This window comes from Mesorhizobium sp. M2E.F.Ca.ET.219.01.1.1 (assembly GCF_004016445.2).
Taxonomy (GTDB): domain Bacteria; phylum Pseudomonadota; class Alphaproteobacteria; order Rhizobiales; family Rhizobiaceae; genus Mesorhizobium.
Map to the genome: position 1 here is coordinate 1,408,797 of NZ_SADT02000001.1, position 26,057 is coordinate 1,434,853.

The window sequence follows — 26,057 nt, forward strand, 5'->3', positions numbered from 1 at the left end:
CCCGATACTTTGGGGCGTTCGGGTTCCCATTCCGCCATGAAATGGCTATGAAGCCGGGGCAAGCAGCCCTTTCGCACCGATTCCGGCGCGTCATTTTTCATTCACGGACCAGTCCATGCGTTTGTCGCGCTATTTCCTGCCCATTCTCAAAGAAAATCCCCGCGAGGCCGAAATCGTCTCGCACCGGCTGATGCTGCGCGCGGGCATGATCCGCCAGCAGGGGCAGGGCAGCTTTTCGTGGCTGCCATTGGGCAAGCGCGTGCTGGACAAGGTTTGCCAGATCATTCGTGAGGAGCAGAACCGCGCCGGCGCGCTGGAAATCCTGATGCCCACCATCCAATCGGCCGATCTGTGGCGCGAAAGCGGCCGCTACAACGACTACGGCAAGGAGATGCTGCGCATCAAGGATCGCCAGGATCGCGACATGCTCTACGGTCCGACCAACGAAGAGATGGTCACCGAGATTTTTCGCGCCTACGTGAAATCTTACAAGGATTTGCCGCTCAACCTCTACCACATCCAGTGGAAGTTCCGCGACGAGGTGCGCCCGCGCTTCGGCGTCATGCGCAGCAGAGAGTTCCTGATGAAGGACGCCTATTCCTTCGACCTCGATTTCGAGGGCGCCAAGGCCGCCTACAACCGCATGTTCGTTTCTTATCTCAGGACCTTCACACGCATGGGACTGCAGGCCATACCGATGCGCGCCGACACAGGGCCGATCGGCGGCGACCTCAGCCATGAGTTCATCATCCTGGCCGAGACCGGCGAGAGCCAGGTGTTCTGCGACCGCGCCTATCTGTCGCTCGACGTGCCGGGCGCGAACACCAACTTCTCCGACGATGCCGAGATCGGCGGCATCGTGACGAAATGGACGACGCCTTACGCGGCCACCGACGAAATGCATGACGAGGCAGCCTGGGAGAAAGTCGCCGAAGGCGACCGGCTTTCGGCGCGCGGCATCGAGGTCGGCCATATCTTCCATTTCGGCGAGAAGTACTCCAAGCCGATGAACGCCAAGGTGGCCGGTCCCGACGGCAAGGACCATTACGCCTCGGGCGGCTCCTACGGCATCGGCCCCTCGCGGCTGGTCGCGGCGATCATCGAGGCGAGCCATGACGAGAACGGCATCATCTGGCCGGAAGCGGTGGCGCCCTTCGACATCGGCCTGATCAACATGAAGGTCGGCGACGGCGAATGCGACCGCGTCTGCGACGATCTCTATGCGGCGCTGACTTCGGCCGGCAAGGACGTGCTTTATGACGACACCGACCAGCGGCCGGGCGGCAAATTCGCCACCGCCGACCTGATCGGCCTGCCGTGGCAGGTGATCGTCGGCCCGCGCGGCGTGGCCGCCGGCGAGGTCGAGATCAAGAACCGCAAGTCGGGCGAGCGCGAGACGCTGCCGATCGCCGAGGCCAAGAAGCGCCTGGGTATCGCCGCATGAGCGAGGCGGCGGCAGCGGCCAGGTCAGGGGCGGGCGCTTTCTCCGGCTTCGAGCGCATGGTGGCGTGGCGCTATCTGCGCTCGCGGCGCAAGGAAACGGTGATCTCCGTCATCGCCTCGATCTCGTTTCTCGGCATCATGCTCGGCGTCGCGACGCTGATCGTCGTCATGGCGGTGATGAACGGGTTTCGCGCCGAGCTGCTGACGCGGATCCTCGGCGTCAACGGCCATCTCATCGTGCAACCGCTCGATTCGCCGCTGGAGGATTACGCCCAGGTGGCGAGCCGCATCAACGGTGTGTCGGGTGTCAAATACGCGATCCCGCTGATCGATGGCCAGGTGCTGGCGCAAGGCAATGTTGGCGGCGGTACGGGCGCCCTGGTGCGCGGCATCCGCGGCGAAGACCTTAGCAAGATTTCGATCGTCGCCAGCAACATCAAGCAGGGCACGCTGGACGGTTTCGACACCGGCGAAGGCGTGGCGATCGGCAAGCGCATGGCGGAAAGCCTCGGGCTGGTGCTCGGCGACACCATCACGCTGATCTCGCCGGACGGCGACGTGACGCCGCTCGGCACGACGCCGCGCATGAAGGGCTACAAGGTGGCGGCGATCTTCGAGGTCGGCATGTCGGAATATGACAGCTCGATCGTGTACATGCCGTTCTCGGAAGCGCAGCTCTATTTCAACATGGACGGGCGCGCGCAGACCATCGAGATCTATGTCGACAATCCCGACAATGTCGACGCGCTGAAGCCGCTGGTCGAGCAGGCGGCGCAGCGGCCGGTCGACCTCGTCGACTGGCGCCAGCGCAACGAGACCTTCTTCTCGGCGCTGCAGGTCGAGCGCAACGTCATGTTCATGATTCTCACGCTGATCGTGCTGGTGGCGGCGCTCAACATCATTTCCGGCCTCATCATGCTGGTGAAGGACAAGGGCCACGACATCGCCATCCTGCGCACGATGGGCGCCTCGCGCGGGGCGATCCTGCGCATCTTCCTGATGACGGGGGCAGCGATCGGCGTCACCGGCACGATCGCCGGCGTGCTGCTCGGCGTCGTCATCTGCATCAACATCGAATCGATCCGCCAGTTCTTCTCCTGGATGACCGGCCGGATCCTGTTCAACCCCGAGCTCTATTTCCTCAGCCAGCTGCCGGCGAAGATGGACCCGCGCGAGACGACCTATGTCGTCATCATGGCGCTGGGGCTGTCCTTCATTGCGACGGTGTTTCCGGCCTGGCGTGCCGCGCGGCTCGATCCGGTCGAAGCCTTGAGGTACGAGTGATGGCCGAAGCCATTATCGAGCTGAAGGGCGTCGAGCGGCACTATGTCCAGGGGCCGCGCAAGCTCACTATTTTGAATGGCGCCGACTTTTCGCTCAGGCGCGGCGAGATGGTGGCACTGGTGGCGCCGTCGGGTACCGGCAAGTCGACCTTGCTGCATACGGCGGGACTGCTGGAGCGGCCCGATGCGGGCGACGTGATCCTCGCCGGCCGTGCCTGCGGCCGGCTGTCGGACGAGGAACGCACCGCGATCCGCCGCAACGATGTCGGCTTCGTCTACCAGTTCCATCATCTGTTGCCGGAATTCTCGGCGCTCGAAAACATCATGATGCCGCAGCTGATCAAGGGGCTTTCACGCAAGGAGGCTTCGGAGCGGGCGGCGCAGCTTCTCGACTACATGCAGATCGGCAAGCGCGCGCAGCACCGGCCGGCCGAGCTTTCCGGCGGCGAGCAGCAGCGTGTCGCCATTGCCCGCGCGGTCGCCAATGCGCCGCTGGTGCTTCTGGCCGACGAGCCGACCGGCAATCTCGATCCGACGACCGCCTCCTATGTCTTCGACGCACTCGAAGCGCTGGTCCGCCAATCGGGGCTGGCGGCGCTGATCGTCACGCACAATCACGAGCTGGCCTCTCGCATGGACCGGCGGGTGACGCTGGCCGAAGGCAAGGTCGTGCCGCTCTGAGGCCCCAATTTCGTCATCCTAGGGCGAAGCTCCGCGAAGCGGAGCGAAGACCCTAGGATCCATTCCGTTACCTCTGCCGAAGAATGCAACGCCGCAGAAGGGGCAGAGGCAGCTCTTAGAAGCCTTGTTCCGCACCGTAGCGAAGCATCAATCTCACGGAATGGATTCTAGGGTCTGCGCGCGTCGCTTCGCGCCTTGCTCCGCCCTAGAATGACGAGGCGATCGGCGTGTTGGCCAATCGCAAATGGCTGCGGTGTGCTCGTGCAAGCCCGCTAACCTTTCCTTAACCCTGCCCAAACGCGCCGCCCGGATTCGCTCCGACGGACCATTGGCAGTCGTTGACATTCGAACAAAATCAGAACAAATTACGAACATACTAACAACGGAGAGAGTTATGTCTGATCTGGTTCAGGATGTCGTCTCGCTGGTTTGCATGAGCACCTTTCTCGTTTCCATGGCGATCTGGATCGGCGCCATGTGATCAGGCGGTTTGACCGCCGCTGTTTTCGGGCGGGCAGGGCCTGCCCTTTGCGGGCCGGGAAGACCCGCCCGTTTGGGACGGGCAAGGCCTGCTGGGGTGGGCAAGAGCCCGCCTGGGACGGGCAAGAGCCCGCCCTTTATTGTTAAGTCTTTCTTGGCCACGCACCGTTAGGCTCCTCCCTTAAGTTAGGGAGCGGCTTCAGTGTCGGTCATCGTCACGGTCACCCTCGTGGCCTGCAATCTCGGACTGATCTTTCTTTTGATGACCGTGCCGCTCGGGCTGCGCACGGTGACGGTCAGCCGCGTGATCAAGGCCGACCGCGATCGCCTCTGGCAGGCGCTGTGGCCGTTCGGCAGCGATGCCGGATGGTCCGGCGAAATCCTTTCAGCCGAGCCGCTGGACCAAGAGGGGACGGCGCTGATCAGATTGTCCTGGGACGGCCGGGACGGCCGACCGATCGAACGCAAGGCGCGGTTCGAGGATGTCAGCGAAGGCAGCCGCTTCTCGATGACCGTCATCGAGGACACGGCGCTCGATCCGTCGTTCTGGGCGAACTATCGCGAAACCGCCGAGCTCGTGCCGGAGGGGGATGCTACGCGGGTCACGCTTACCCAGACCGATCGCTATCGCGGGGTTGCCTTCCTGGTCTTCCGCTTCTTCGCCATGCGCCGCGAGATACGCAAGCTGGATGTCTGGGCGGCAACCGGCACCTATCGCAAGGGCGGCTGGTTCGAGCATCCGCTCAGCCAGATCGGCTTTGCCGTGCTCTCGGCCCTGATCCTGTGGCCGTTCTTCGGCCTCAATATCGGCGGCCTGGCCCTGGCCGCGATCCTGACCTCGGTGGTCGCCCTGCACGAGCTTGGCCATATGGCCGCTTTCCGGCTGACGGGGCATCGCCGGGCGCGCATGATCTTCATACCGCTGCTTGGCGGCATTGCCATCGGCGGCAGGCCTTATGACAGCCGCTTCGAGGTGGCATTCGTGGCGCTGATGGGGGCCGGCTTTTCGGCTTTCCTGGTGCCGGTGCTGATCGCCGCCAGCGGCCTTGCCGGCAGCGAAGGACATCGCCTGGCCGCGGCGCTTTTGGCCACGCTTGCCGGCTGCGCATCGCTGTTCAACATCGCCAATCTGGTGCCGGTGTGGAAGTTCGACGGCGGCCAGGTGCTGCGCCAGATCTGTCCTGGCCCGGCAGCGCTCGCGCTGGCGTCCTTCCTGCTCTTGTCCGCGCTTCTTGCGCTCGGCTGGCGGGCAGGTTTCTCGCCGAGCTTCCTGCTGATCGCCGGCGCGGTGTTCTCGATCCTCAGCCTCATCACCATGGGCAGTGGCGTGAAGCCACGTCACGAGCTGAAGCCGATCAAGACCTTCGACCGACTGGCCATGGCCGGCGCGTTGCTCGCCGTCTTTGCCATCCATGGCTATGGGATGCTGTGGGCTTCCGCACAGTTGATGTAAGGGTGTGCCGATATTCAGGTGAGGCCGGCCTGCAAACACTGGCTTCCTGCGCTTCCGGTGCTCACGTACTTAAGTACGTTCCGCTCCGGTTCTCGGAAGCCACCGTTTTCGACTCGGCCTGACCTGAATCTCAACACACCCTGGGCCGGAGACAGTTCAGCCGGCCTTGCGGGCAGGCTCGGCGACTGGAACGGCGGCGGGACCAAACACGTCCTCAAAGGCTGATTTCAGCGCCAGGTCGAGATCGGCCATGGTGACGGGAAGGCCGAGATCGACCAGGCTGGTCACGCTATGGTCCGAGACGCCGCAGGGCACGATACCACCGAAATGGCCGAGGTCCGGCTCGACATTGATGGCGATGCCGTGAAAGCTCACCCAGCGCCGCAACCGGATGCCGATGGCCGCGATCTTGTCCTCGGCCGGCGTGCCATCCGGCAAGGCAGGGCGATCCGGCCGCACCACCCAGACGCCGACGCGGTCCTCGCGTCGCTCGCCGCGCACATTGAAGGCGGCGAGCGTGGCGATGATCCATTGCTCGAGCCCCGCGACGAAGGCGCGCACATCCTCGCGCCGGCGCTTGAGGTCGAGCATTACATAGGCCACGCGCTGGCCGGGACCGTGATAGGTGTATTCGCCGCCGCGGCCTGCCGCGAACACCGGGAAGCGGTCGGGATCGATCAAATCCTCGCTGCGGGCGCTGGTGCCGGCCGTGTAAAGCGACGGGTGCTCGACCAGCCAGACCATTTCGCCCGCCGCGCCGCTGCGGATCGCCTCGGCGCGCGCCTCCATGAAGACCAGCGCGTCCGGATAGGCGGTGAGACCGGGTTCGATCACCCATTCCACCGGCGCCGAACCGGGGAGAGGAAGGAACGACGTGGCGATCTGGCTGCGTTCTGTCATGGGTTGTTCGTCTATCGGCTATGCATGCCGCGATCCCAAAATCGCGTTTCACCTTTGGGCGGCATGCGTCTCAACTTATATGGCGGCAATCTGCCGAAACGTCCAGTTCCGGCCGTGCGCCGCCTGCCTGCAGAGGGTTGTGCAAATGACCGACGAATATTCCGCTCAGCGCACTTGTTTCGCCGGAAACGATTTGCTACAGGCCCCGGGCCGGACGGTTCCGGCTCCTACCACGTGCGGTCGTGGCGGAATTGGTAGACGCGCAGCGTTGAGGTCGCTGTGGGGCAACCCGTGGAAGTTCGAGTCTTCTCGACCGCACCATTCTCCCAAATGTGCTACTTGGATGACCTCGCAAGCCGACGGACGGTTGGCGCTGCGTCTGTATTGCGCGGGCCAAAACAGAAGCGGCGCCAAGCCCTGAGGACCGCGCCGGTGCTTTGAGTTTTCCAGTCAGTCACTGAGCAAAAAGGCCGAGGCTACCCAGTCCAACCCAAGCCGGCCGAGATACAGTTGATCGATACCAGCAGAGCGTCGGTCGCCCGCTTCCGATCCGCTGTGCCGCTGCTTGCGCGGACCTCACCCAGCAGATCGACCTGCAGGCGGTGGATGTCGTCCATCTGCCGGCGCAGATTGTCGAAGCGCCGCTTGAACATCGGGAAGCGCGCGGAAAGATCGCCGCCCGTGAGGTCGCCGATAAGGCGTCGCGTCAGCTCATATTCGGCGGCGATGCGGGCGTGGATTCGACTGGCCGCATCTTTGTCGGACACCAGGCCGGCATAGAGCCCGGCGATCTCCATGTCGGACTGGTAAAGCGTCTTTTCGGCCTCGTCGACGATCAGGCGAAAGAAGCGCGAGTGCTCGAACATGCGGGCCAGAAGCTCGCGTCCGGCCTCGCCGCGCACCGTGACGAAGGCGCTCAGCGCGCTGCCGATGCCGTACCAGCCGGTCAAAAGGTGACGGTTCTGGCTCCAGGCGAACACCCATGGAATGGCGCGCAGGTCGGCAATGCCGCTGGCGCCGAAACGGCGGTCCGGCCGCGAGCCCATTTTCAAGAGCGCCAGTTCGGCGATCGGGCTCGCCTGGTTGAAATAATCGAGGAAGCCGGGCTCGGCCATCAATCCGGCGTAGGATGCCTGTGACATGCCGGCCAGCGCTTCCAGCGCCTCGTCGAACTCCGGTGATTCCTTTGTCTCAGTATCGCCGCTAGATCGGACACCGTGCGCCAGCACGGCGGCGGCGAGAACCTCGAGCTGGTTGAGGCCGGTGCCGCGATTGGCGAATTTCGACGACACGACCTCGCCCTGCTCGGTCACCCGCATGGCTCCGGCGACGGTGCCCTGCGGCTGCGCCGCGATCGCGCGGCCGGTCGGCGCGCCGCCACGGCTGACGGAGCCGCCGCGGCCGTGGAAGAAGCTGATCCTGATGTTGTGCTTGCGGCCGATGGCGGCGAGGCGCTTTTGCGCTTTTGCCAGTTCCCAATTGGAAGCGAGGAAGCCGCCGTCCTTGTTGGAATCGGAATAGCCAAGCATGATTTCCTGGCGCGCGCCGAAATCGCGTACCGTGCGCCGCACCAGCGAAACGCCGAGCAGCCCGTTCAGGATAGCAGGGGCGGCCCGCAGGTCGGCGATGGTCTCGAACAACGGCACGATCCGCAGACTGATCGTGCCACTGCCGGGCGCGGTCGATAGGCCGCAATATTGCGCCAGCAGGTAGACCGCGAGCAGATCGTCGGCAGAGCGGGTCATGCTGAGCACGAAGGAACCGATCGCGTCGGCATCGGAGCCCGAGATCTGCCTGGCGATAACCGAAAATGTCGACAGCAGTTCGGCTGCTTCCGACGAGAGCCGCCCTTCGTCGATCTCCAGCCGCTCACCCTGGGTGAGCGCTGCGCGAATGCGCGCCGACCATTGCGGCGTGCCGGGGACGACGGGATCGGCCGGGTCCATCAGCGCGAACAGTTCGGCCAGCACCCGGTTGACGACCGTGGAGTTCTGCCGGATGTCGAGCGAGATGGTGCGGAAACCAAAACTTCCGACCTGCCAAAGCAGCGGCTGGATGAAGCGCCTGGCCACCGCGCGCCCGCCGATCGCTTCGAGAACCGAAGACAGCGCGCTCAGATCGGCGCGAAACGCCTCGGCGGACAGGTACGCCGCCTCGCCACCGTCGCGCGTGGCGACCAACCGGGCAAGCAGGGCCGAAGCGAATTGGCGCAGCGGTTCGTCGGGGTTGCGCGCGGCGATCTCTTGCGCATCGCCGCTCTTCTCAAGCGCGGTTTGCAGCACCGGCTTGAAGCTCGCCGGCAGCTCGATGACGTTCGAGCTGGCGCTGAGCACCGACACCAGCCGCTGCACCTGCGCCAGGTACCAGCCGATGGCGGTGTCGCGGTATTCGGCCATGGCGTGAGCGGTGACTTCGGCCGTCACATTGGGGTTGCCGTCGCGGTCGCCGCCGATCCACGAGGCATAGCGCATGAAGGAGGGAATCTTGATCGACTCGCCCGGGTAGTGGCGTTCGAAGGCGCTCTGAAGCTTGCCATAAAGCTGCGGCGTTGCCTCGAAGATGACTTCACGGAAGAAATGGAGGCCCCAGGCGATCTCGCGCTCGACCGTCGGGCGCTCCAGCCGCAACTCGCCGGTCATCCATAGAAGCTCGATCTCGCTCTCCAGATCGGCGACCAGCAGGTCGCGTTCGCGCGGCGCCCACCGCGGCTGGTCGAGCTCGGTTAGCTTGCGATAGATACGGCGATGGATCTCCAGCACGGTGACGCGCTTGGCCTCGGTCGGATGCGCGGTCATGGTCGGGCCGACACAAAGCGCGTCGAGCGCCGCCTGGGCTTCCGCCGCCGAGTGGCCGGCGGCCGCCATCTCAGCGATGACGCTGGAGAACGACCCGGGCACCTCGTCGGCACCCGCGCCCTGTTCGAGTTCGCGCCGCGCCCGCATGGCCATCAGTTCATCGGCAATCGTCAGCAACTGGAACCAGACGCCGCTCGCCTGAAGCGCCGGGATGCGCTGCCCGGGGGCAAGAGAGACAAGCGACCTGCGTCCGCTCAGGACCGCGGCGATCTCGGGCTCGCGCGCCCTTGCGACCTGGAGCAGCAGGCGCAACAGCAGGCTGCGCTCGTCCTCGCGAAATTTTATGCGTTTGCTCTGTTCCAAAGCCGCTGTCCGGATAGAAATTGCTGCGCAGCTTGCCTCGAATTGCCGCAAGGCGAGCCGATCGGGTGCCGGCGATCGCGAAGATCGCCCGCCGGCTTCACATTCCGCTTTCCGCGACTTTCGCCTGGCCGGCCGTCACGCCGCCTTCTTCGTCCGCGCCAGCGTGTCAGCCACCACCTCGCCGAAGGAGGCGGGGGTGGGCACGATGACGACGCCGGCTTCCTTGAGGATCTCGACCTTTTCCTGAGCCGACTCGCCGAAGGCGGAGATGATGGCGCCGGCATGGCCCATGCGACGGCCTTTTGGGGCGGACAGGCCGGCGATGTAGGCGATCAGGGGCTTCCTCATGTTATCGCGCGCCCAGATCGCGGCTTCGGCTTCCTGCGGGCCGCCGATCTCGCCGATCATCACCACGGCGTCGGTGTCGTCGTCGCGCTCGAAGAGCTGCAATATGTCCTTGAAGGACGAGCCGTTGATCGGGTCGCCGCCGATGCCGACGCTGGTCGACACACCTATGCCCAGCGCCTTCATCTGCGAGGCGGCCTCGTAGCCCAGTGTGCCGGAGCGGCCGACGATGCCGACGCGTCCGGGCAGATAGATGCTGCCCGGCATGATGCCCATCAGCGCCTGTCCAGGCGTGATGACGCCGGCACAGTTCGGGCCGACCAGGCGCATGCGGTCCTCGAAGCGGTAGCGGCGCATGTAGCGCTTGACCTGCATCATGTCCTGCGAGGGAATGCCGTCGGTGATGCAGACGCAAAGTTTTATCCCCGCATCCGCCGCTTCCATGATCGAATCGGCGGCGAAGGGCGGCGGCACGAAGACGATGCTGGCCTCTGCGCGGGTTTCGCGCACCGCGCCCTTGACGGTGTTGAAGACCGGCAGGCCGAGATGCGTCTGGCCGCCCTTGCCGGGGGTGACGCCGCCGACCAGCTTGGTGCCGTAGCGCTTCATGTCATCGGCATGGAAGCTGCCGATCTTGCCGGTGAAACCCTGGACGATGACGCGCGTGCTGCGGTTGAGCAGGATTGCCATTTTCTCGACCTCCCTCAGGCTGCTTTTTTATTCTTGGTGGCTTCGCGCCAGGCGGCGACGGCCTTTTCGGCGGCCTCGGCCAGCGTGTCGGCGACAATCACCTTCTCGCCGGAATCGGCCAGGATCTTGCGGCCTTCCTCGACCTTGGTGCCGGACAGGCGCACCACCAGCGGCACGTCGACGCCGACCTCGCGGATCGCCTTGATGACGCCCTCGGCCACCCAGTCGCAGCGGTTGATGCCGGCGAAGATGTTGACCAGGATCGCCTCGACATTCTTGTCGCCCAGCACCGCGCGGAAGGATTTCGCCACCCGCTCCGGCGAGGCGCCGCCGCCGATGTCGAGGAAATTGGCCGGCTCGCCGCCGGCGATCTTGATCATGTCCATCGTCGCCATGGCGAGGCCGGCGCCGTTGATGATGCAGCCGATATTGCCGTCCAGGCCGACATAGGAGAGGCCGCGGTCGCTGGCGAAGGTCTCACGCGGGTCTTCCTGGCTTTTGTCGCGCAGCTCGGAGATTTCCGGACGGCGGAACAGCGCGTTCTCGTCGAACGACATTTTTGCGTCGAGCGCGACCAGGCTGCCGTCGCGCGTCACCACCAGCGGATTGATCTCCAGCATCGAGGCGTCGTAGTCGCGGAACACCTGGTAGCAGCCGAGGATGGTTTCGGTGGCCTTGCCGATCAAATTGCTCTCGAGCCCAAGGCCGAAGGCGATCTCGCGCGCCTGAAAGCCCTGCATGCCGACGCCGGGATCGACGGTGGCGCGGATGATGGAATCCGGCTGCTTCTCGGAGATGTCCTCGATCTCCATGCCGCCGGCGGCCGAGGCCACGATCATGACGCGCTCTTCCTTCCGGTCGAGCACGAAGCCGAGATAGAGCTCCTGCGCGATGTCGACGGCTTCCTCCAGATAGAGGCGCGAGATCAGCTTGCCGCGCGGGCCGGTCTGGTGGGTCACCAGCTTGCGCCCGAGCATGGCCTCCGCTGCGTTGGAGATCTCCTCGTCATTCGAGCAGAGCTTGATGCCGCCGGCTTTGCCGCGCGCGCCGGAATGGACCTGCGCCTTCAGTACCCATTTCGAGCCACCGATCTCTCGGGCGCGGTACGTCGCCTGCTCGGGGCTGTAGGCGAGGCCGCCGCGCGGCACATGCACGCCGTGGCGGGCAAGCAGTTCCTTGGCCTGGTATTCGTGGATGTCCATCTTGTCCTCCCGGTATTTTCTACTGCGCGGCGGCGTGTGCCCGCTCGATCGCCTCGTTGACCCCCAGCACATTGCGCGCCATGCGTTCCGACGCGGCGTCGATCATCTTGCCGTCGAGCGCGGCCGCGCCCTTGCCGGCCGCCTCGGCCTCCTTCAGCACCTCGAGGATGCGGCGGGCGCGCGTGACCTCTTTCTCAGGCGGCGAGAACACGTCGTTAGCCAAAGCGATCTGCGAAGGGTGGATCGCCCATTTGCCTTCGATGCCGAGCGCCGCGGCGCGCCTGGCGGCCGCCTTGTAGCCTTCCGGATCGGAGAAATCGCCGAACGGCCCATCGATGGCGCGCAAGCCATAGGCACGGCAGGCGACGGTCATGCGCGACAAAGCGAAATGCCACTGGTCACCTGGATAGTCGGGATTGAGCCCGCCGATGTTGACGGTGCGCGCCTTGTTGCTGGCGGCATAGTCGGCGACGCCGAAATGCATCGCTTCGAGACGCCCCGGCGTGGCGGCGATCGCCTCGACATTGGCCATGCCGAGCGCCGTCTCGATCAGCGCTTCCAGGCCGACACGGGTCTTGAAACCCTTGGCCATCTCGATCTGGTTGACCATGGCCTCGACCATGTAGAGGTCCGCGGGAACGCCGACCTTCGGCACCAGGATGGTGTCCAGACGGTCGCCGGCCTGTTCCATGACGTCGACGACGTCGCGGTACATGTAATGGGTGTCGAGGCCGTTGATGCGGACTGAGACGGTCTTGCCCTTGGCACGCCAGTCGATGTCGTTCAGCGCCTGGATGATGTTCTTACGGGCGCGCTCCTTGTCGGGCGGCGCGACGGCGTCCTCGATGTCGAGGAAGACGAAGTCGGCGGCGCTGTTTGCCGCCTTGTCGATCATCTCCGGGCTGGAGCCCGGCACGGCCAGCTCGCTGCGCTGGAGCCGCAGCTTCTTCAGGTGGTTGATGGTGTGGCTCATGGTCCGCTCCTCACGCCGCCTTGGCGACCGGCATGTCGGCGGTGCGGCGGAAGTGCTCGATCGCCGCCGCCACGCCCGAGCCCGGCGCCAAGCGTACGCCGCAGTCGAGCAGCGTCATTTCGGCGGCCGACAGCGAGGCCAGCACCATCACCTCGTTCAGCCAGCCGAGATGGCCGATGCGGAAGACCTTGCCGGCAACCTTGTTGAGGCCGCCGCCGAGCGATGTCTGGTAGGCGTTGTAGGCGCGCTTGACGACGTTGGCGCTGTCGATGCCTTCCGGCACCAGGATGGCGCTGACCGTGTCGGAGTGCCATTGCGGCGCCTTGGCGCAAAGCTTCAGGCCCCAAGCGTCGACCGCCTTGCGCACGCCTTCGGCGAGGCGATGGTGGCGGGCGAAGATGTTTTCCAATCCTTCCTCAGCGATGAGGTCGAGCGAGGCGCGCAGGCCGCGCAGCAGCTGCGTCGCCGGCGTGTAGGGGAAATAGCCGGTGTCGTTGGTGCGGATCATGTCCTCGAAGGAGAAGTAGCAATGCCGGTGCGTCGCGACCCGCGAAGCGGCAAGCGCCTTCTGGCTGACCGACAGGAAGCCGAGACCGGCCGGCAGCATGAAGCCCTTCTGCGAACCGCTGACGGCGCAGTCGACGCGCCATTCGTCCTGACGGAAATCGATCGAGCCGATCGAGGAGACGCCGTCGACGAAAAGGAGCGCTGGGTGGTTCGCCGCGTCGAGCGCGGCGCGGCAGCCGGCGATGTCGCTGGTGACGCCGGTCGCGGTCTCGTTCTGGGTGCAGAAGACGGCCTTGATGCGGTGCGCCTTGTCGGCGCGAAGCTTCTCGGCATAGAGGTCGAGCGGAACGCCGGTGCCCCACTCGCAGTCGATGACGTCGACCTCGAAGCCGAGGCGCTCGGCCATGTCGACCCACAGATGCGAGAACTGGCCGAAGCGCGACATCAGCACCTTGTCGCCGGGGCTGAGCACGTTGGTCATCGCCGCTTCCCAGGCGCCGGTGCCGGAGGAAGGATAGATGAAGACGCGGCCGGTCTCGTTTTTGAAGACCCGTTTGATGTCCTCGAACAGCGGCAGCGTCAGGTTGGGGAAGGAGGAGGCGCGCATATCCTCCATCGGCAGGTTCATGGCCTGCCGAACCTGCTCGGGAATGTTGGTGGGCCCCGGGATGAAAAGATGCGTGAACCCAGCCATGCGCGAAACTCCTCCGATCGTTGGGATTGTGGAGGAATTCTCATTTTGAACAGGCTCGCCAACAACACCTTGCCGGGTAAGTTGTTGGCCCTTGCGGGTGGGATGGTCCTACCCGATTGGCGACCTCGGCGGCCTACCCGATAGGCGATTTCGAGTTGCGGCGCTTCTCGCTGGAATAGAGCGCGACGGCCATGGCGCGGTTGCGCACGTCGAGCTTATCGTAGAGATTCTTCAGGTGGTACTTCACCGTGTTCTCGGAAATCCCTGTGCGCGTGGCGATCTGCAAATTGGTCCAGCCGTCGGACAGCACCGCCAGCAACTCGCGCTCGCGCACGGTAAGCCGGGATAGAGGCGTGTCGTTGACCTTGTTGATGTCGATATAGGGGATGCAGATGCGGCCATGCGCGACGGCCAGGATCGTCTCGAAGATCACCGGCGGATCGTCGAACTGGAAGCAATAGCCTTGAGCGCCTAGGCGCACGCATTGCTTCAGGATGCCGATGTCGTGGTCGTTGGAGAAAACGGTGATGCGCACGCCAAGCTGGCGGCTCTGAACTTCCGTGAGCACATCGGCGCCATCCATGTCGGCGAGCTTCCAGCCGACGACTGCGACATCGAACTGTGTGCCGGCGGCCAGTTCCAGGAACTGCGCGCCGCTGTGCATGGTCCCGAGCAAATCGAAGCGGCCGTCGCATTCCAGCATTTCACGCAGCGCCGAAACGACGAAAGGATTGCGTTCGGCGACGACGACGCGAACGCGCCGCTCGGCAGTTCCTTCGCTCGTCTTTCCAGACTTGATGTTCAAGGGCAGCGTTTGTCCTCGGAGCGTTTGGCGATTGCGCTGATCCTGCTGGATCGTCGATCATGACAATTCTGCCTCAACGGGGAAGGGGTGCTCTTTCCCCAGCGACATGCGCTGTCGCGTCGGCTGGAGGGATTGTCACAGCCGCGACGCATAGTGAGCCAGCGACTCCGTGGGCAAGATCGCCGCGATATTTCTTCGGCTATTCCGGGCTCTAGCGTGACATCTTCCCAAGACGAATCCTAATGCCGCGCTATCTGCCGCAAAGGTCTGGGATTTCTCCGAAAGCGGTTTCCCGTTCTTGGAGTCATGCGCTAGACCTGATTTTGAACCCTTTCCGAATCCCTGTTGGCGGGAGGCGCCGGTGGAAGGCCAGGACAGAGAGATGACCGGCCCCGCGCACGCCGATGAGCATCACGCCGACATCTATGGCGAGGACGGCGCCGTGCGCGCCGCCTTCCTTGCCCAGATCGGCGCGGCGATCGCCGACCGCGACACGATCACCCTCAAGCGCGAAGTCGACGACCTGCACCAGTCGGAACTCGGCGACGTGCTGGAGGCGCTGCATCCCGAACAGCGCCGCGCGCTGGTGGGGTTGCTCGGCTCCGATTTCGACTTCTCCGCGCTGACCGAGGTCGACGAAGCGATCCGCATGGACATCGTCGACAATCTGCCCAACGCGCAGATCGCGCAGGCGGTGCAGGAGCTCGATTCCGACGACGCCGTCTACATTCTGGAAGATCTCGACCAGGAAGACCAGGACGAGATCCTGTCGCAACTGCCGTTCACCGAGCGGATCAGGCTGCGGCGCGCGCTCGATTATCCGGAAGAGACCGCCGGCCGGCGCATGCAGACCGAGTTCGTCGCCGTGCCGCCATTCTGGACGATCGGCCAGACCATCGACTACATGCGCGAGGACAAGAACCTTCCCGATCGCTTCAGCCAGATCTTCGTCATCGACCCGAGCTTCAAGCTGCTCGGCGCCATCGACCTCGACCAGATTCTTCGCACCAAGCGCGCGGTCAAGGTCGAGGAGGTCATGCATGAGACGCTGCATGCGATCCCGGCCACAATGGACCAGGAAGAGGCGGCGCGGGAATTCGAGCAATACAATCTGCTCTCCGCCGCCGTGGTCGACGAGAACGGGCGGCTGGTCGGCGTGCTCACCATCGACGACGTGGTGGACGTCATCCAGGAGGAGGCGGAGGAAGACCTGTTGCGCATGGGCGGCGTCGGCGACGAAGAGCTGTCGGATACCGTGCTCGCCACGTCGCGCTCGCGCGTGCCGTGGCTGCTGGTCAATCTGTTGACCGCCTTTTTGGCCGCTTCGGTCATCGGCCTGTTCGACCATACGATCGAGCATATCGTGGCGCTGGCCGTGCTGATGCCGATCGTCGCCGGCATGGGCGGCAATGCCGGCTCGCAGACCATGACGGTGACCGTGCGCGCGCTGGCGACCAGGGACCTCGACATCTACAACGCCGCCCGCATCATCCGCCGCGAGCTCGGCGTGGGGTTCATCAATGGCGTGGTGTTTGCCGTGCTGATCGGCATGGTCGCCGGTTTCTGGTTCCGCGACGCCAATCTGGGCGGCATCATCGGGGCGGCGATGATCATCAATATGTTTGCCGCCGCACTTGCCGGGATCCTGATCCCGCTGGTTCTCGACCGTTTCAAGATCGATCCGGCAGTGGCCTCGGCGGTCTTCGTCACCACGGTCACCGACTGCGTCGGCTTCTTCGCCTTCCTTGGGCTGGCGACGTGGTGGTTTAGAGTGCCCTAAATCAAACACGGCGGCGTTAATTGACTTTTACGTAAATGCCGTGCGAGGTTGCCCCGGGGTCATGTGCCGATTCCGGCACGGAAGGGTCTGATTGGCGGGAAGGGCGACGCTCCAAGCGGCGGTGTCCGGACTTTGGGAGCGGGAATGCGGGAATATTATACGATCACCGAGCTGACGCGCGAATTCGACGTGTCGACGCGGACGTTGCGTTTCTACGAGGACGAAGGGCTGGTGCAGCCTGTAAGGCGCGGCCGCACGCGGCTGTTTCGACCGTCCGACCGGCATCTTATCCGTCAGATCATGCGGGGAAAAAGGCTCGGCTTCTCGATCAACGAGATCCGCGAGATCATCCAGATGTACAAGGAGCCGCCCGGCGAGGTCGGCCAGCTCAAGCTAATGATTCGGCGCATCGAGGAAAAGCGCGAGGACCTGCGCCAGAAGCGCCGCGACCTGGAGGAGACGCTGGCCGAGCTCGACCAGGCCGAGGAGTCCTGCGTGGAGCGGCTGGCGGAACTGGGCGTGAATACCTAAACCCGCTCAGATCCAGCGCCGCACCCTCTTTGCATAGTCGCGGTATTTCTTGCCGAACTTCGCCGTCAGGATCTTTTCCTCCTTCTCGATCGCCAGTTTCTGCGTGGCGAAGGCAGCAAGGAAGGCGAAGATCAGGAACCAGGCGATGCCGGTGATGAAGGCGACGCCGATCAAGAGCAGCGTGTTGGCGAGATACATCGGGTTGCGGGTGATGCCGAAGGGACCGGACGTCACCAGATGATCGGGCTCGGCATTGGGGTCGAGCGTCGTCCTGGCCTTGAACATGGCGCGGATCGCGGTGATCCACAGCATGGCGACGCCGAACAGCGCTACCCAGCCGACGCCGAACATGAGATCGCCAAAAATGTCGCCGATCCAGGGCAGCGGGTAGAGGATGCCGAGCACGATGCTCGCCGCGATCGCCGCGACATAGATAACCGGCGGCCAGGGAATGATCCCGTGTCTGGGCTTTGCGATGCCTGTCATTGCTGCCCTCCCTCCCTCTGGTCCTCGGTCGCTGCGGTGCAGGTTTCCGCAAGGTCGGCCAGATGCGATTTCCAGACGCTGGACTGGTCGTTGGCGTAGAGCTTGTCGAGAGACCCTTCGCCCTTCAACGTGTCCAGCATGCAGCCACAATAGCTTGTACAGAACTTGCTGTCGCGCTGCTGTTCGCACTGCGCCTGGCAGGCCGGTAGGAAGCCGGCTTCCTTGTCTTGGGGGGCGGCGGGCATGACTTGCGAGAACAGCCAGACCGAGCCGAACAGAAGCGGCTGGTGGATGAGGTAGAAGGCGAGGCTGTGACGACCGATGAAGGTCAGCGGGTTCGACCAGCGGCCGGGCCCCCATGTTCCCAAGCGGGCGAGCAGGCCAGACGCGGAAGCGAGCTTGACCGCGGCGATGCCCGCAAGCACTGCGCCGAACCAGGGAAAGAGCGGCACATAGTCGTTGGAACGCGGATTGGTGGCGGAAAGGCCGACCCACCACAGCGCCGGATGATCGAAGAATTCCGACCGCAGATAGTACGGGGTCGCGATGACGGCGGCCGCGATGATTGCCGTCAGCAGCCAGGGCAGCCTGAGAAAGGCGAGGCCGAGCAGGCTGGCCAACGCGATCTCGTGCAGGATGCCGAAGAAGATGAAGCCGTCCGGCGTGACGAGATAGGTGACCGCCGAAATGGCGATCGCCGCCACGGCGACCATGGCAAAGCGCTTCCAGAAGCTCGGCCAGCGGATTTTCCTGCCATGGGCGAGGAACAGGCTGACACCGACCAGGAACAGGAAGGTCGAGGCGATGCAGCGCGCGTAGAACTTCCACCAGCCGAAAGCGGTGAGCGCGGGCGCGGTATAGCCGAAGTTCTCGAGATCCCAGGTGAAGTGGTAGCTCGCCATAGCGATCAGCGCGATGCCGCGCAGGATGTCGAAGGCGGCGATGCGGCCCTGCTTGGGCGCGTCCTGAACGGGTTCGCTCGTCGTTTGAAGGCTCATCGTCTGGCAATCCGATTCAGTCGTGCCAAACGACTATCACGGTTCAAGCCGGCGACAGAAGCAGGCGGCCCTCAATGCGTTTCATGGCAGCCATGAAAATTTCGCTTTAGGCCAGTGGCGGAAAGCCTTTGGCAGGCTTCGCTTTTCGGCCCCCGGGGGTCGGTTTCCTGCTACTGGCCGGCGGCTGGTCCGGCCAGATTTGGCAAAGTTTGGATGCATGTCGTTGCCCCAGAACCGCAGCACACTTCTGGGCGACATGCATTGCGATTCACGTCCCGGAGGGCCGATGTCCACCCATGTGCGCCATCCGATCTGGCTTCCGGCCCTGCGGCCGGCGGATGCGCGCACCTTCGCCTCGCTCTACGCGGTGGAATCCTTCGCCCGCGCCACCATCTCCAGCGTGATCCCGATCCAGGCCTACGAGATCCTGCACAATGAGCGGATCGTCTCGATCCTCTACACCATCGTGTCGCTGATGGGCCTTTCGGTGACGCTGTTCATGCCGATGCTCATCCGCCGCTTCGCGCGACGCTGGGTCTACACGGCCGGCTGCGTGCTGCTGGCGATCGGCTCCGCCTTCTTCGTCACCCACACGCTGCCCGGACAGATTGCCGGCATGCTCTGCCGCGTCATGGGGGCGAGCGCGCTGTCGATCACGCTCAACCTCTACATCATGGACCACATCCGCAAGACCGACTTCATGCAGGCGGAATCGCTGCGCATGGCCTGGTCGATGTTTGCCTGGACCGGCGGGCCGACGCTCGGCATCTTCCTCTACACCCATTTCGGCATCTATGCCGCGCATGGCGCGGTCGTGGTGTTTGCGTTCGCGCTGCTTTGCCTGTTCTGGTTCTACCGGCTGAGCGACAACCAGTCGATCCGGCCTGGCAAATCGCGCCCCGCCAATCCGCTGGCCAATATCGGCCGCTTCGTGAAGCAGCCGAGGCTGAGACTTGCCTGGCTGATCGCCTTCGGCCGCTCCTGCTTCTGGACGACATTCTTCGTCTATGGCCCGCTATTCATGGTGATCACCGGCGAGGGCAAGCTTGCCGGCGGCCTGCTGGTTTCGGCCGGCAACGCGCTTCTATTCGTGGCGATCTTCTGGGGCAGGGCGGGCAGGCGTTTCGGCGGAAGGCGGGTCATGACTTTCGCCTATTTCGCCATGGCTGCCATGCTGTTCGCGGCGGGCGGCATCGGCGAGGCCGCACCGCTGCTCACGGCCGCGCTGCTGCTCTGCGGCGCGCTCTTCACCATCGCCCTCGACGCGCTCGGCTCGACAGCCTTTATGCGCTCAGTGCGCTCCTACGAGAAAGCCCAGATGGCGGCCGTCTACCGCACCTATCTCGATTTCTCCGAACTGACGCCGCCGCTCGTCTATTCGGTTGTGCTCACCTTCTTCGGCCTGGGATCGGTGTTCGTCACGCTCGGCATCCTGGCCGCCTTCTGTGGCTTCGTCACCTGGCGCTATCTGCCGAAGGCGTTTTGAAGGCTGCGTGACGGCCACGCACCCAATCGTGGAAGCGGTGTAGATCGTATTCCTCCGGCATCAGCACGCCCGCCTCGTGGCGCATCGAGCGCAGACCCTTCTGGTTGACCTCGCAGATCGCGGCGTCCTCCTCCAGCACCTGGGTGCCGAAGGCCACGATGTTGTCGATATCGGTCTTGCCCAGCGCGTCCGGCGCGAACAGCCATTCGGCGGTGAGCTCGGTCTGCTCGGGGCCGAGCGGGGCGAGCCGCACGGTGCGCATGTAGTCGACATGGCCGACGATGAACATCGAGGGCAGCGAGGTGGCGTAGGTCTGGCCGGCGGTGCGCTCGGCCGGAGTCAGGCTCGGGAAGACCGGACCATGGACGTGGCCGTCCCGCGACCAGGTTTCGGCCCCGGCGCGCAGGCGACCCGAGAATTCCGGATCGTCATTGTCGGCGTGACGCGCCCATTCGGGATCGTCATGCCTTGCCATCAGCCCGCGGCCATAGATCGGCACCAGCCGCGACAGATCCTTGTGGACGCCCGGGCAGTGCAGGCATTCGTTGAAGTTTTCCCAAAAGATCTTCCAGTTGCAGTTCATCACCTTGGTCAGCCTATGACCGGCGATGAGCGTTTCCAGCGGCCAGTTGGAAAGATCGCCGGAGGCGCGATCGAATGAGCTTTCCACTGAGTCCTCGGGTTCCTCGGCGAGGTTGATGAAGACGAAGCCGCGCCAGACCGAGAGCGCCACGCGATAGAGCGGATAATCGGTCTTGTCGAAGCCCTCGGGCAGCGATTTCGACGGCACGCGCACGAGATCGCCGCGCAGCGAATAGGACCAGGCGTGGTAGGGGCAGGTGAGCAGCCTGGCCTTCAGCCGCCCGGTGCCTTCCTGGCAAAGCTGCGAGCCGCGATGCCGGCAGGTGTTGTGGAAGGCGCGCAAGGCGCCGGTCTCGTCGCGCAGCACGACGATCTCCTGGCTGCCGATGCGCACCGTTCGGAAGGCAAGAGGCTCGGCGATGTCGGCCTCGCGGCAGACCATCAGCCAGCTCCGATACCAGATGGCGTCCAGATCGCGCCGGTAGGCATCGGCGTCCCAATAGGCCGCCGACGGCAAGGTCGGGTGGAGGCCGGTCAGGCCGTTGTAAGGGTCGCGTTCGCTCGGATTGGGTTGCATCGGCTTCTCCCGGGTGACGACAGCCGACACCCGGGCAAAGCTGTTGTCAATTGCCGGCACTGGCGCATTGTGGCGGCCGCGCGAGAACCTTAAGGTCGCGCGCATGCTGCCAAGAACCATGTCGCTTACCGAGGAACTGGTCGCCCGCTGCTTTCGCGTTGTCGAGGATAGCGGGCCCGATCCTGACGCTGCGCATCTGGATGACGCCGACTATGACGCAATGGCGCGTACGCTCGAGTCGCAGCTTCCCGCCAACGAACCGCTTTGGCTGTTTGGCTACGGCTCCCTGATCTGGAAGCCAGAGATCGAGCATGTCGAGGAGCGGGTGGCTCTGCTGCGTGGCTGGCACAGATCCTTCTGCATGAAGATGACGCGCTGGCGCGGCACCAAGGAAAGTCCGGGCCTGATGATGGCGCTGGACCGCGGCGGGCAGTGCAAGGGCGTCGCCTTTCGGATCGGCGACGGCAACAGGCGCGCGCAACTCGACAAGATCCTGCGGCGCGAGGTGACGCTGAAGCCGACCAGCTATCATCCGCGCCTGCTCAATATGATGAGCGATGCCGGTCCGTTGCGGGCGCTGGCCTTCGTCATCAACCGGCAGGGCACTACCTATGCCGGCCCGCTCACCGAGGAGGAGGTCGTCGAAAGGCTTGCGACGTCCTGCGGCCATTGGGGCTCGGGCGCCGATTATCTCTACAACACGGTGAAAAACCTCGAGCAGCGCGGTATCCATGACGCGCATCTGTGGCGGCTGCAGCAGCTCGTCGCCGCCCGGATTGCGGCTTCGTAGCATCGAAAGCATTGCCGCAATCGCGCCTGGACACGGCGGAATTTGGTTTGCCGGCCATAGCGGTTCCGCCTAAGGTCGCGCGCCGTCGGCTTCGGGCCGCGACAGGATCTATCCGAAGGCAAAAGGCAGGGAATGACCGGCGCGACAGCCGCGAGCGGCAACAAAACTTCCGATCGGAGACTGACCTTCATCCTGGGCGGCGCGCGCTCGGGAAAGAGCTCGCATGCCGAGAGCCTGACGACCGCCTATGCAGCGCCCTGGGCCTACATCGCCACGGCGCAGGCCTATGATGACGAGATGCGCGAGCGCATCGCGCTGCACCGGTCGCGGCGTGGCGAAGGCTGGGTCACCGTCGATGCTCCGCTCGACCTGGTGGGCGCAATCGAGGCTTTGCCGAATCACGAACCTGTGCTGATCGACTGCCTGACGCTGTGGCTCACCAATCACATGCTGGCCGAGCATGATGTCGAGGCCGAATGCCGGCGGCTGGCCGACGTGCTGTCGCGGCCGCGCGGGCCTTGGTTCGTGGTTTCCAACGAGGTCGGGCTCGGCATCGTGCCCGACAATGCGCTGGCGCGCCGTTTCCGCGACGCCGCCGGCCGGCTCAACCAGAAGGTCGCGGCGACAGCCGACAGCGTTTTCATGATGGTGGCGGGGCTGCCGCTCAAGGTGAAATGACATGGCCGAAATCGAGGAAAAGGACGCCGAGCGCCATCGCGCCAAGATGGCCAAGCGCAAGGCGGTGCAGGATGCCGAAGTCGCCGGCAAGACGATCGAAAAGGGGCTGCTGATCGTCAACACCGGTCCGGGCAAGGGCAAGACCACGGCGGCTTTCGGCCTGGCGCTGAGGATGCTCGGCTACGGCAAGCGCGTCGGCGTCGTCCAATTCATCAAGGGCAAATGGCATACAGGGGAGAAGGACGCCTTCGCGGCCTTCGGCGACCGCGTCGTCTGGCATGCGATGGGCGAGGGGTTCACGTGGGAGACCCAGGATCTCAAACGCGACATCGCCGCCGCTGAAGCGGCCTGGGTCAAGGCGCTGGAACTAATGGCCGATCCGTCGATCAGCCTCGTGGTGCTCGACGAGCTCAACATCGCGCTGCGCTACGATTATCTTGACCTGGAAAAAGTGGTCGCGGCGCTGAAGGCGCGCCGGGGCGATCTGCACGTGATCGTCACCGGCCGCAACGCCAAGCCGCTGCTCGTCGAAGCGGCCGATCTCGTCACCGAAATGGGACTGACCAAGCACCATTTCTCCGCTGGGGTGAAAGCGCAGCAGGGGATCGAGTTCTAGCCGCCGCCGTTGGGAGTGTCCGTTGGAACAAGCGGTAATTGTTTATCTTCTCCTGAGCGGCGATCGGTTTGGAACGCCGCAAGAGCGACAATCCATCCAAGTTCTGGAGGATCAGTTGCATCAGGCCGTTTCGGATGCGGGCGTCGGCGAGTTCGACGGTGACGAATTCGGTGGGGGTAGATGTACCCTCTATTTGTATGGGCCAGATGCCGAGAAACTTTTCATCGCTATTGAGCCTGTCCTGAAATCCTCGTCAGCGGCCGTCGGCGGTTATGTGATCAAGAGATTTGGTGCCGCTACCGACCCAAATGCAAAGGAAGTCCGTGTCTCTTGGCAAACCGGGCTGACAAGTCACTGAGTGAGCAAAATGGTCAGATAGATCACGATCGCCGACAGCACCGCGAACAGGCCAAGCAGCAGCCAGTCGGCGACGTGATAGAGCTTCAGCGCCTGGCGGATGTCGGTGCTCTCAGCCTCGCGGCGGCCGCCTTCGCCCATATAGGCGTCCTCTACGACCTCGCCGCCATAGCTGCGGGGTCCGGCGAGGGAAAGTCCCAGCGCGCCGGCCATCGCGGCTTCCGGCCAGCCGGCATTGGGCGAGCGGTGTTTCCTGGCGTCGCGCCGCATCACCTGCCAGGCGGCGCGCGGATCGGCGCCCGAGACCAGAAAGGCCGCCAGGACGATGAGCAGGCCGGTGAGCCGCGATGCTGGCAGGTTGATCAGATCGTCGAATCGGGCGGCGGCGCGGCCAAAGGCTTCGTGTTTCGGCGTACGATGGCCGATCATCGAATCGGCGGTGTTGGCGGCCTTGTAGGCAGCGCCGCCGGCGAGACCACCGATCCCGGTCCAGAAGGCAGGCGCGACGATGCCGTCGGAGAAGTTTTCGGCCAGGCTTTCGATTGCGGCGCGGGCAACGCCCGCTTTGTCGAGCTTTTCGGGGTCGCGGCCAACGATGCGCGAGACGGCGATGCGGCCAAGCGTCAGGCCGCCAGTCTCCAGCGCGTCGGCAACTTCCTCGACATGCTCCGCGAGGCTTTTCTGCGACAGCAGCGAGGAACCGAGGATGGCGGCAATGACCAGACCCGTCGGGAACATCAGCCAGAGCAGGACATGCAGCGCAAGGCCGATGAGGCCAGGCACCAGCAAAATAATGAGCAACGCCCGCACGCCCTGGCGGCGACGGATTTCGTCGGAATCTGTGGCGCGGTTGAGCCGGCGATCGAGAAAGGATATCAGCCTGCCGATCCAGGTGACCGGATGGCCGATAGCGTTGAACAGCCAGTCCGGATAGCCGAGGACCCGTTCGACGGCGAGTGACAGGAAAGCGATCAGGACAGACATGAAGCTTCTAAGCGGCGCGATCGCGGCGGTTGATCATGGCGGCAGCCTTGGCCGGGCAAGCGCGCTTTTTCCTCATGCGCCACAACCTTTCGTGGACCTCTCGACAGGTATCAACCCGCACTCCTATCCGCTTTTCGAACTGCCCGCCACCGCCCTGACCCGATTGCCGGAGGCAGGACAACTGCGCGAATTGGCCGAAATTGCGGCTGCGGCCTATGGCGCGCCATCTGTGGCGCATGTGGCGGCGGCGCCCGGCACGCAGATTCTGCTGCCGCGTGTGGCTTCGCTGCTGCGGCCCGGTAGGGCGCTGGTGCTCGGCCCGACCTATGCCGAACATGCCCGGGCTGCTGCGATAGCCGGCCATGCGGTTGCGGAGGTCAGCGATTTCGACGCGCTGGCGGACGCGGATCTTGCGGTGCTGGTCAATCCCAACAATCCGGACGGGCGGGTGATCGAAAAGCCGCGCCTGCATGAGCTCGCGGCGCTGCTTCGTGCCAAGGGCGGGCTGCTCGTCGTCGACGAGGCCTTCATGGATGTCGGCCCGGTCAAACAAAGCCTGGCGGGGGATGTCGGGGAGGGCGGCATTGTCGTGCTGCGCTCGTTCGGCAAATTCTTCGGCCTTGCCGGGGTGAGACTGGGCTTCGCGCTGGCGGACCCGCTGATTGCCGAGCGGCTGGATGCGCAGCTCGGGCCGTGGGCGGTGGCCGGTCCGGCGCTCGAATATGGCATCCGCGCGCTGTCCGACACGGCGTGGCAGGCCGATATGCGCCAACGCCTGGCGCAAGATGCCGGGCGGCTCGACGTCCTGCTTGGCCGATTCGATGTGCCAGTCGCCGGCGGTACCAGCCTGTTCCGCTATTTGTCGTTTGCCGAGGCGCAGAGCCTGTTCTCGGTGCTCGGAGAGCACGGCGTGCTGGTCCGGCATTTTGCCGAGCGGCCTGGAGTGCTGCGTGTCGGCTTGCCGGGCAGCGAGGCGGAATGGCAGCGCCTTGAAAGCGCTCTTGCCGCTTGGGCCGTGCGGCGCGAGGATGCGCCGAAGGAGTCCGGACAATGATCCATGTCTGTTCGCTGTCGAAGGTCGACGAAACCGTGGCAAGGACCGGTGCGCAGCGCTTGCTGTCGCTGCTTGCCGCCGGCACCGAAGTGGTCCGTCCGGCTTCGATCCTGGCGGAAAACCATCTGCACCTCGTCATGCACGATATCGCCGTCGCCCAGGAAGGCATGACGATGCCGGGCGAGGAGCATGTCCGCGCCTTGCTCGATTTCGCCTATCGTTGGGACCGCGTGAAGCCGCTGGTCGTGCATTGCTATGCCGGCGTCAGCCGCTCGACCGCCTCGGCCTATATCATTGCGGCGGCGCTGGCGCCGAAGCGTGACGAGATGGAACTCGCCAAGACGCTGCGCTTTCTTTCGCCGACCGCGACACCCAATCCGCGGCTGATCGCGGTTGCCGACACATTGCTTCAGCGCGACGGCCGCATGATCGCGGCGATCGAGGCGATCGGGCGCGGTGCCGACGCATTCGAAGGAGTCCCCTTCGAATTGGGGATCGAAGCTTAGATCACAGCGGACGCACCG

At 64.5% G+C, this 26,057-nt stretch carries 24 protein-coding genes and 1 tRNA gene; 14 read left to right on the forward strand and 11 right to left on the reverse strand.

Annotation, left to right across the window (positions count from 1 at the left end; all coding sequences use genetic code 11):
* Window positions 1-115: 115 nt before the first annotated feature.
* From proS to EN862_RS06640, 4 genes are all read left to right on the forward strand, one after another.
* A complete protein-coding gene (gene proS, locus EN862_RS06625; RefSeq protein WP_127863353.1) occupies window positions 116-1,444 on the forward strand; it encodes a proline--tRNA ligase in 1,329 nt (442 codons plus the stop codon).
* On the forward strand, window positions 1,441-2,727 hold the full coding sequence (locus EN862_RS06630) for a lipoprotein-releasing ABC transporter permease subunit (RefSeq protein WP_127863354.1): 1,287 nt from the start codon (window positions 1,441-1,443) through the stop codon (window positions 2,725-2,727). The genes proS and EN862_RS06630 overlap by 4 nt, the downstream gene beginning before the upstream one ends.
* On the forward strand, window positions 2,724-3,407 hold the full coding sequence (locus EN862_RS06635) for an ABC transporter ATP-binding protein (RefSeq protein WP_189400917.1): 684 nt from the start codon (window positions 2,724-2,726) through the stop codon (window positions 3,405-3,407). Before EN862_RS06630 ends, EN862_RS06635 begins: the two co-directional genes overlap by 4 nt.
* Window positions 3,408-4,089: 682 nt before the next feature.
* Window positions 4,090-5,340, forward strand: coding sequence for an SRPBCC family protein (locus EN862_RS06640; protein ID WP_127863356.1), 1,251 nt, complete (start codon window positions 4,090-4,092; stop codon window positions 5,338-5,340).
* Between the two features lie 156 nt (window positions 5,341-5,496).
* Here the strand turns inward: EN862_RS06640 and lipB are convergent, their stop codons facing one another.
* The gene (lipB, locus tag EN862_RS06645; RefSeq protein ID WP_127863357.1) at window positions 5,497-6,240 is read right to left on the reverse strand and encodes a lipoyl(octanoyl) transferase LipB; all 744 of its coding nucleotides are present in this window, start codon (window positions 6,238-6,240) and stop codon (window positions 5,497-5,499) included.
* 236 nt (window positions 6,241-6,476) lie between these two features.
* Here lipB and EN862_RS06650 point away from each other — a divergent pair.
* Window positions 6,477-6,561: transfer RNA gene (locus tag EN862_RS06650), tRNA-Leu, on the forward strand.
* A 155-nt stretch (window positions 6,562-6,716) separates the two neighbouring features.
* Here the strand turns inward: EN862_RS06650 and EN862_RS06655 are convergent.
* The 6 genes from EN862_RS06655 to EN862_RS06680 all read right to left on the reverse strand — a co-directional run bounded on the left by EN862_RS06655 (window position 6,717) and on the right by EN862_RS06680 (window position 14,614).
* Window positions 6,717-9,398, reverse strand: coding sequence for a phosphoenolpyruvate carboxylase (locus EN862_RS06655; RefSeq protein WP_127863358.1), 2,682 nt, complete (start codon window positions 9,396-9,398; stop codon window positions 6,717-6,719).
* A gap of 135 nt (window positions 9,399-9,533) precedes the next feature.
* The gene (sucD, locus tag EN862_RS06660) at window positions 9,534-10,433 is read right to left on the reverse strand and encodes a succinate--CoA ligase subunit alpha (protein WP_095764879.1); all 900 of its coding nucleotides are present in this window, start codon (window positions 10,431-10,433) and stop codon (window positions 9,534-9,536) included.
* A 14-nt stretch (window positions 10,434-10,447) separates the two neighbouring features.
* The gene (locus EN862_RS06665) at window positions 10,448-11,635 is read right to left on the reverse strand and encodes a malate--CoA ligase subunit beta (protein ID WP_127863359.1); all 1,188 of its coding nucleotides are present in this window, start codon (window positions 11,633-11,635) and stop codon (window positions 10,448-10,450) included.
* A gap of 19 nt (window positions 11,636-11,654) precedes the next feature.
* A complete protein-coding gene (locus EN862_RS06670; protein ID WP_127863360.1) occupies window positions 11,655-12,608 on the reverse strand; it encodes a CoA ester lyase in 954 nt (317 codons plus the stop codon).
* A gap of 10 nt (window positions 12,609-12,618) precedes the next feature.
* On the reverse strand, window positions 12,619-13,809 hold the full coding sequence (locus tag EN862_RS06675) for an aminotransferase class V-fold PLP-dependent enzyme (protein WP_127863361.1): 1,191 nt from the start codon (window positions 13,807-13,809) through the stop codon (window positions 12,619-12,621).
* Window positions 13,810-13,942: 133 nt separating this feature from the next.
* Window positions 13,943-14,614: a response regulator transcription factor gene (locus EN862_RS06680; protein ID WP_127863362.1), complete on the reverse strand. Its 672-nt coding sequence runs from the start codon at window positions 14,612-14,614 to the stop codon at window positions 13,943-13,945.
* A gap of 382 nt (window positions 14,615-14,996) precedes the next feature.
* Between EN862_RS06680 and mgtE the strand changes: the two genes are divergently transcribed.
* A complete protein-coding gene (gene mgtE, locus EN862_RS06685; protein WP_127863363.1) occupies window positions 14,997-16,394 on the forward strand; it encodes a magnesium transporter in 1,398 nt (465 codons plus the stop codon).
* Window positions 16,395-16,538: 144 nt separating this feature from the next.
* Entirely contained in the window at window positions 16,539-16,925 is a 387-nt protein-coding gene (locus tag EN862_RS06690) for a MerR family DNA-binding transcriptional regulator (RefSeq protein ID WP_095815511.1), read from the forward strand.
* 6 nt (window positions 16,926-16,931) lie between these two features.
* Here EN862_RS06690 and EN862_RS06695 read toward each other — a convergent pair whose 3' ends face one another.
* Together EN862_RS06695 and EN862_RS06700 are read right to left on the reverse strand one after the other, a co-directional pair.
* Window positions 16,932-17,411, reverse strand: a complete 480-nt coding sequence (locus EN862_RS06695) for an isoprenylcysteine carboxylmethyltransferase family protein (protein WP_127863364.1) — start codon at window positions 17,409-17,411, stop codon at window positions 16,932-16,934.
* Window positions 17,408-18,409, reverse strand: coding sequence for a DUF1624 domain-containing protein (locus tag EN862_RS06700; protein ID WP_127863365.1), 1,002 nt, complete (start codon window positions 18,407-18,409; stop codon window positions 17,408-17,410). The genes EN862_RS06695 and EN862_RS06700 overlap by 4 nt, the downstream gene beginning before the upstream one ends.
* A 286-nt stretch (window positions 18,410-18,695) precedes the next feature.
* Between EN862_RS06700 and EN862_RS06705 the strand changes: the two genes are divergently transcribed.
* Complete coding sequence (locus EN862_RS06705) at window positions 18,696-19,895, forward strand: MFS transporter (RefSeq protein ID WP_127863366.1); 1,200 nt, start codon at window positions 18,696-18,698, stop codon at window positions 19,893-19,895.
* Here EN862_RS06705 and EN862_RS06710 read toward each other — a convergent pair.
* Entirely contained in the window at window positions 19,864-21,054 is a 1,191-nt protein-coding gene (locus EN862_RS06710; RefSeq protein WP_127863367.1) for an aromatic ring-hydroxylating dioxygenase subunit alpha, read from the reverse strand. The two genes, EN862_RS06705 and EN862_RS06710, sit on opposite strands and share 32 nt — an antisense overlap.
* 13 nt (window positions 21,055-21,067) lie before the next feature.
* On the opposite strand from EN862_RS06710, the gene EN862_RS06715 reads away from it, so the two are divergent.
* The 4 genes from EN862_RS06715 to EN862_RS06730 all read left to right on the forward strand — a co-directional run bounded on the left by EN862_RS06715 (window position 21,068) and on the right by EN862_RS06730 (window position 23,496).
* Complete coding sequence (locus EN862_RS06715; protein WP_245519510.1) at window positions 21,068-21,844, forward strand: gamma-glutamylcyclotransferase; 777 nt, start codon at window positions 21,068-21,070, stop codon at window positions 21,842-21,844.
* Window positions 21,845-21,976: 132 nt separating this feature from the next.
* On the forward strand, window positions 21,977-22,522 hold the full coding sequence (gene cobU, locus EN862_RS06720) for a bifunctional adenosylcobinamide kinase/adenosylcobinamide-phosphate guanylyltransferase (protein ID WP_127863368.1): 546 nt from the start codon (window positions 21,977-21,979) through the stop codon (window positions 22,520-22,522).
* A 1-nt stretch (window position 22,523) separates the two neighbouring features.
* Window positions 22,524-23,138, forward strand: a complete 615-nt coding sequence (gene cobO / locus EN862_RS06725) for a cob(I)yrinic acid a,c-diamide adenosyltransferase (protein WP_127863369.1) — start codon at window positions 22,524-22,526, stop codon at window positions 23,136-23,138.
* A gap of 22 nt (window positions 23,139-23,160) precedes the next feature.
* On the forward strand, window positions 23,161-23,496 hold the full coding sequence (locus EN862_RS06730) for a hypothetical protein (protein WP_127863370.1): 336 nt from the start codon (window positions 23,161-23,163) through the stop codon (window positions 23,494-23,496).
* Here the strand turns inward: EN862_RS06730 and cbiB are convergent.
* Window positions 23,490-24,479: an adenosylcobinamide-phosphate synthase CbiB gene (gene cbiB / locus EN862_RS06735; RefSeq protein WP_127863371.1), complete on the reverse strand. Its 990-nt coding sequence runs from the start codon at window positions 24,477-24,479 to the stop codon at window positions 23,490-23,492. The genes EN862_RS06730 and cbiB overlap by 7 nt on opposite strands.
* Between cbiB and cobD the strand changes: the two genes are divergently transcribed.
* Window positions 24,478-25,533, forward strand: coding sequence for a threonine-phosphate decarboxylase CobD (gene cobD / locus EN862_RS06740; RefSeq protein ID WP_127863372.1), 1,056 nt, complete (start codon window positions 24,478-24,480; stop codon window positions 25,531-25,533). The genes cbiB and cobD overlap by 2 nt on opposite strands.
* Entirely contained in the window at window positions 25,530-26,039 is a 510-nt protein-coding gene (locus EN862_RS06745) for a tyrosine phosphatase family protein (RefSeq protein WP_127863373.1), read from the forward strand. The genes cobD and EN862_RS06745 overlap by 4 nt, the downstream gene beginning before the upstream one ends.
* Window positions 26,040-26,057 lie beyond the last annotated feature (18 nt).

Excerpts from the sequence above, each read along its gene's own strand:
- EN862_RS06695 (WP_127863364.1), bottom strand. The coding sequence starts at position 17,411 with ATGACAGGCATCGCAAAGCCCAGACACGGGATCATTCCCTGGCCGCCG.
- sucD (WP_095764879.1), bottom strand. The coding sequence starts at position 10,433 with ATGGCAATCCTGCTCAACCGCAGCACGCGCGTCATCGTCCAGGGTTTC.
- EN862_RS06745 (WP_127863373.1), top strand. The coding sequence starts at position 25,530 with ATGATCCATGTCTGTTCGCTGTCGAAGGTCGACGAAACCGTGGCAAGG.
- EN862_RS06665 (WP_127863359.1), bottom strand. The coding sequence starts at position 11,635 with ATGGACATCCACGAATACCAGGCCAAGGAACTGCTTGCCCGCCACGGC.
- cobU (WP_127863368.1), top strand. The coding sequence starts at position 21,977 with ATGACCGGCGCGACAGCCGCGAGCGGCAACAAAACTTCCGATCGGAGA.
- cobD (WP_127863372.1), top strand. The coding sequence starts at position 24,478 with ATGAAGCTTCTAAGCGGCGCGATCGCGGCGGTTGATCATGGCGGCAGC.
- cbiB (WP_127863371.1), bottom strand. The coding sequence starts at position 24,479 with ATGTCTGTCCTGATCGCTTTCCTGTCACTCGCCGTCGAACGGGTCCTC.
- proS (WP_127863353.1), top strand. The coding sequence starts at position 116 with ATGCGTTTGTCGCGCTATTTCCTGCCCATTCTCAAAGAAAATCCCCGC.
- mgtE (WP_127863363.1), top strand. The coding sequence starts at position 14,997 with ATGACCGGCCCCGCGCACGCCGATGAGCATCACGCCGACATCTATGGC.
- EN862_RS06700 (WP_127863365.1), bottom strand. The coding sequence starts at position 18,409 with ATGAGCCTTCAAACGACGAGCGAACCCGTTCAGGACGCGCCCAAGCAG.
- cobO (WP_127863369.1), top strand. The coding sequence starts at position 22,524 with ATGGCCGAAATCGAGGAAAAGGACGCCGAGCGCCATCGCGCCAAGATG.
- EN862_RS06630 (WP_127863354.1), top strand. The coding sequence starts at position 1,441 with ATGAGCGAGGCGGCGGCAGCGGCCAGGTCAGGGGCGGGCGCTTTCTCC.
- EN862_RS06710 (WP_127863367.1), bottom strand. The coding sequence starts at position 21,054 with ATGCAACCCAATCCGAGCGAACGCGACCCTTACAACGGCCTGACCGGC.
- lipB (WP_127863357.1), bottom strand. The coding sequence starts at position 6,240 with ATGACAGAACGCAGCCAGATCGCCACGTCGTTCCTTCCTCTCCCCGGT.
- EN862_RS06705 (WP_127863366.1), top strand. The coding sequence starts at position 18,696 with ATGTCCACCCATGTGCGCCATCCGATCTGGCTTCCGGCCCTGCGGCCG.
- EN862_RS06675 (WP_127863361.1), bottom strand. The coding sequence starts at position 13,809 with ATGGCTGGGTTCACGCATCTTTTCATCCCGGGGCCCACCAACATTCCC.
- EN862_RS06690 (WP_095815511.1), top strand. The coding sequence starts at position 16,539 with ATGCGGGAATATTATACGATCACCGAGCTGACGCGCGAATTCGACGTG.
- EN862_RS06670 (WP_127863360.1), bottom strand. The coding sequence starts at position 12,608 with ATGAGCCACACCATCAACCACCTGAAGAAGCTGCGGCTCCAGCGCAGC.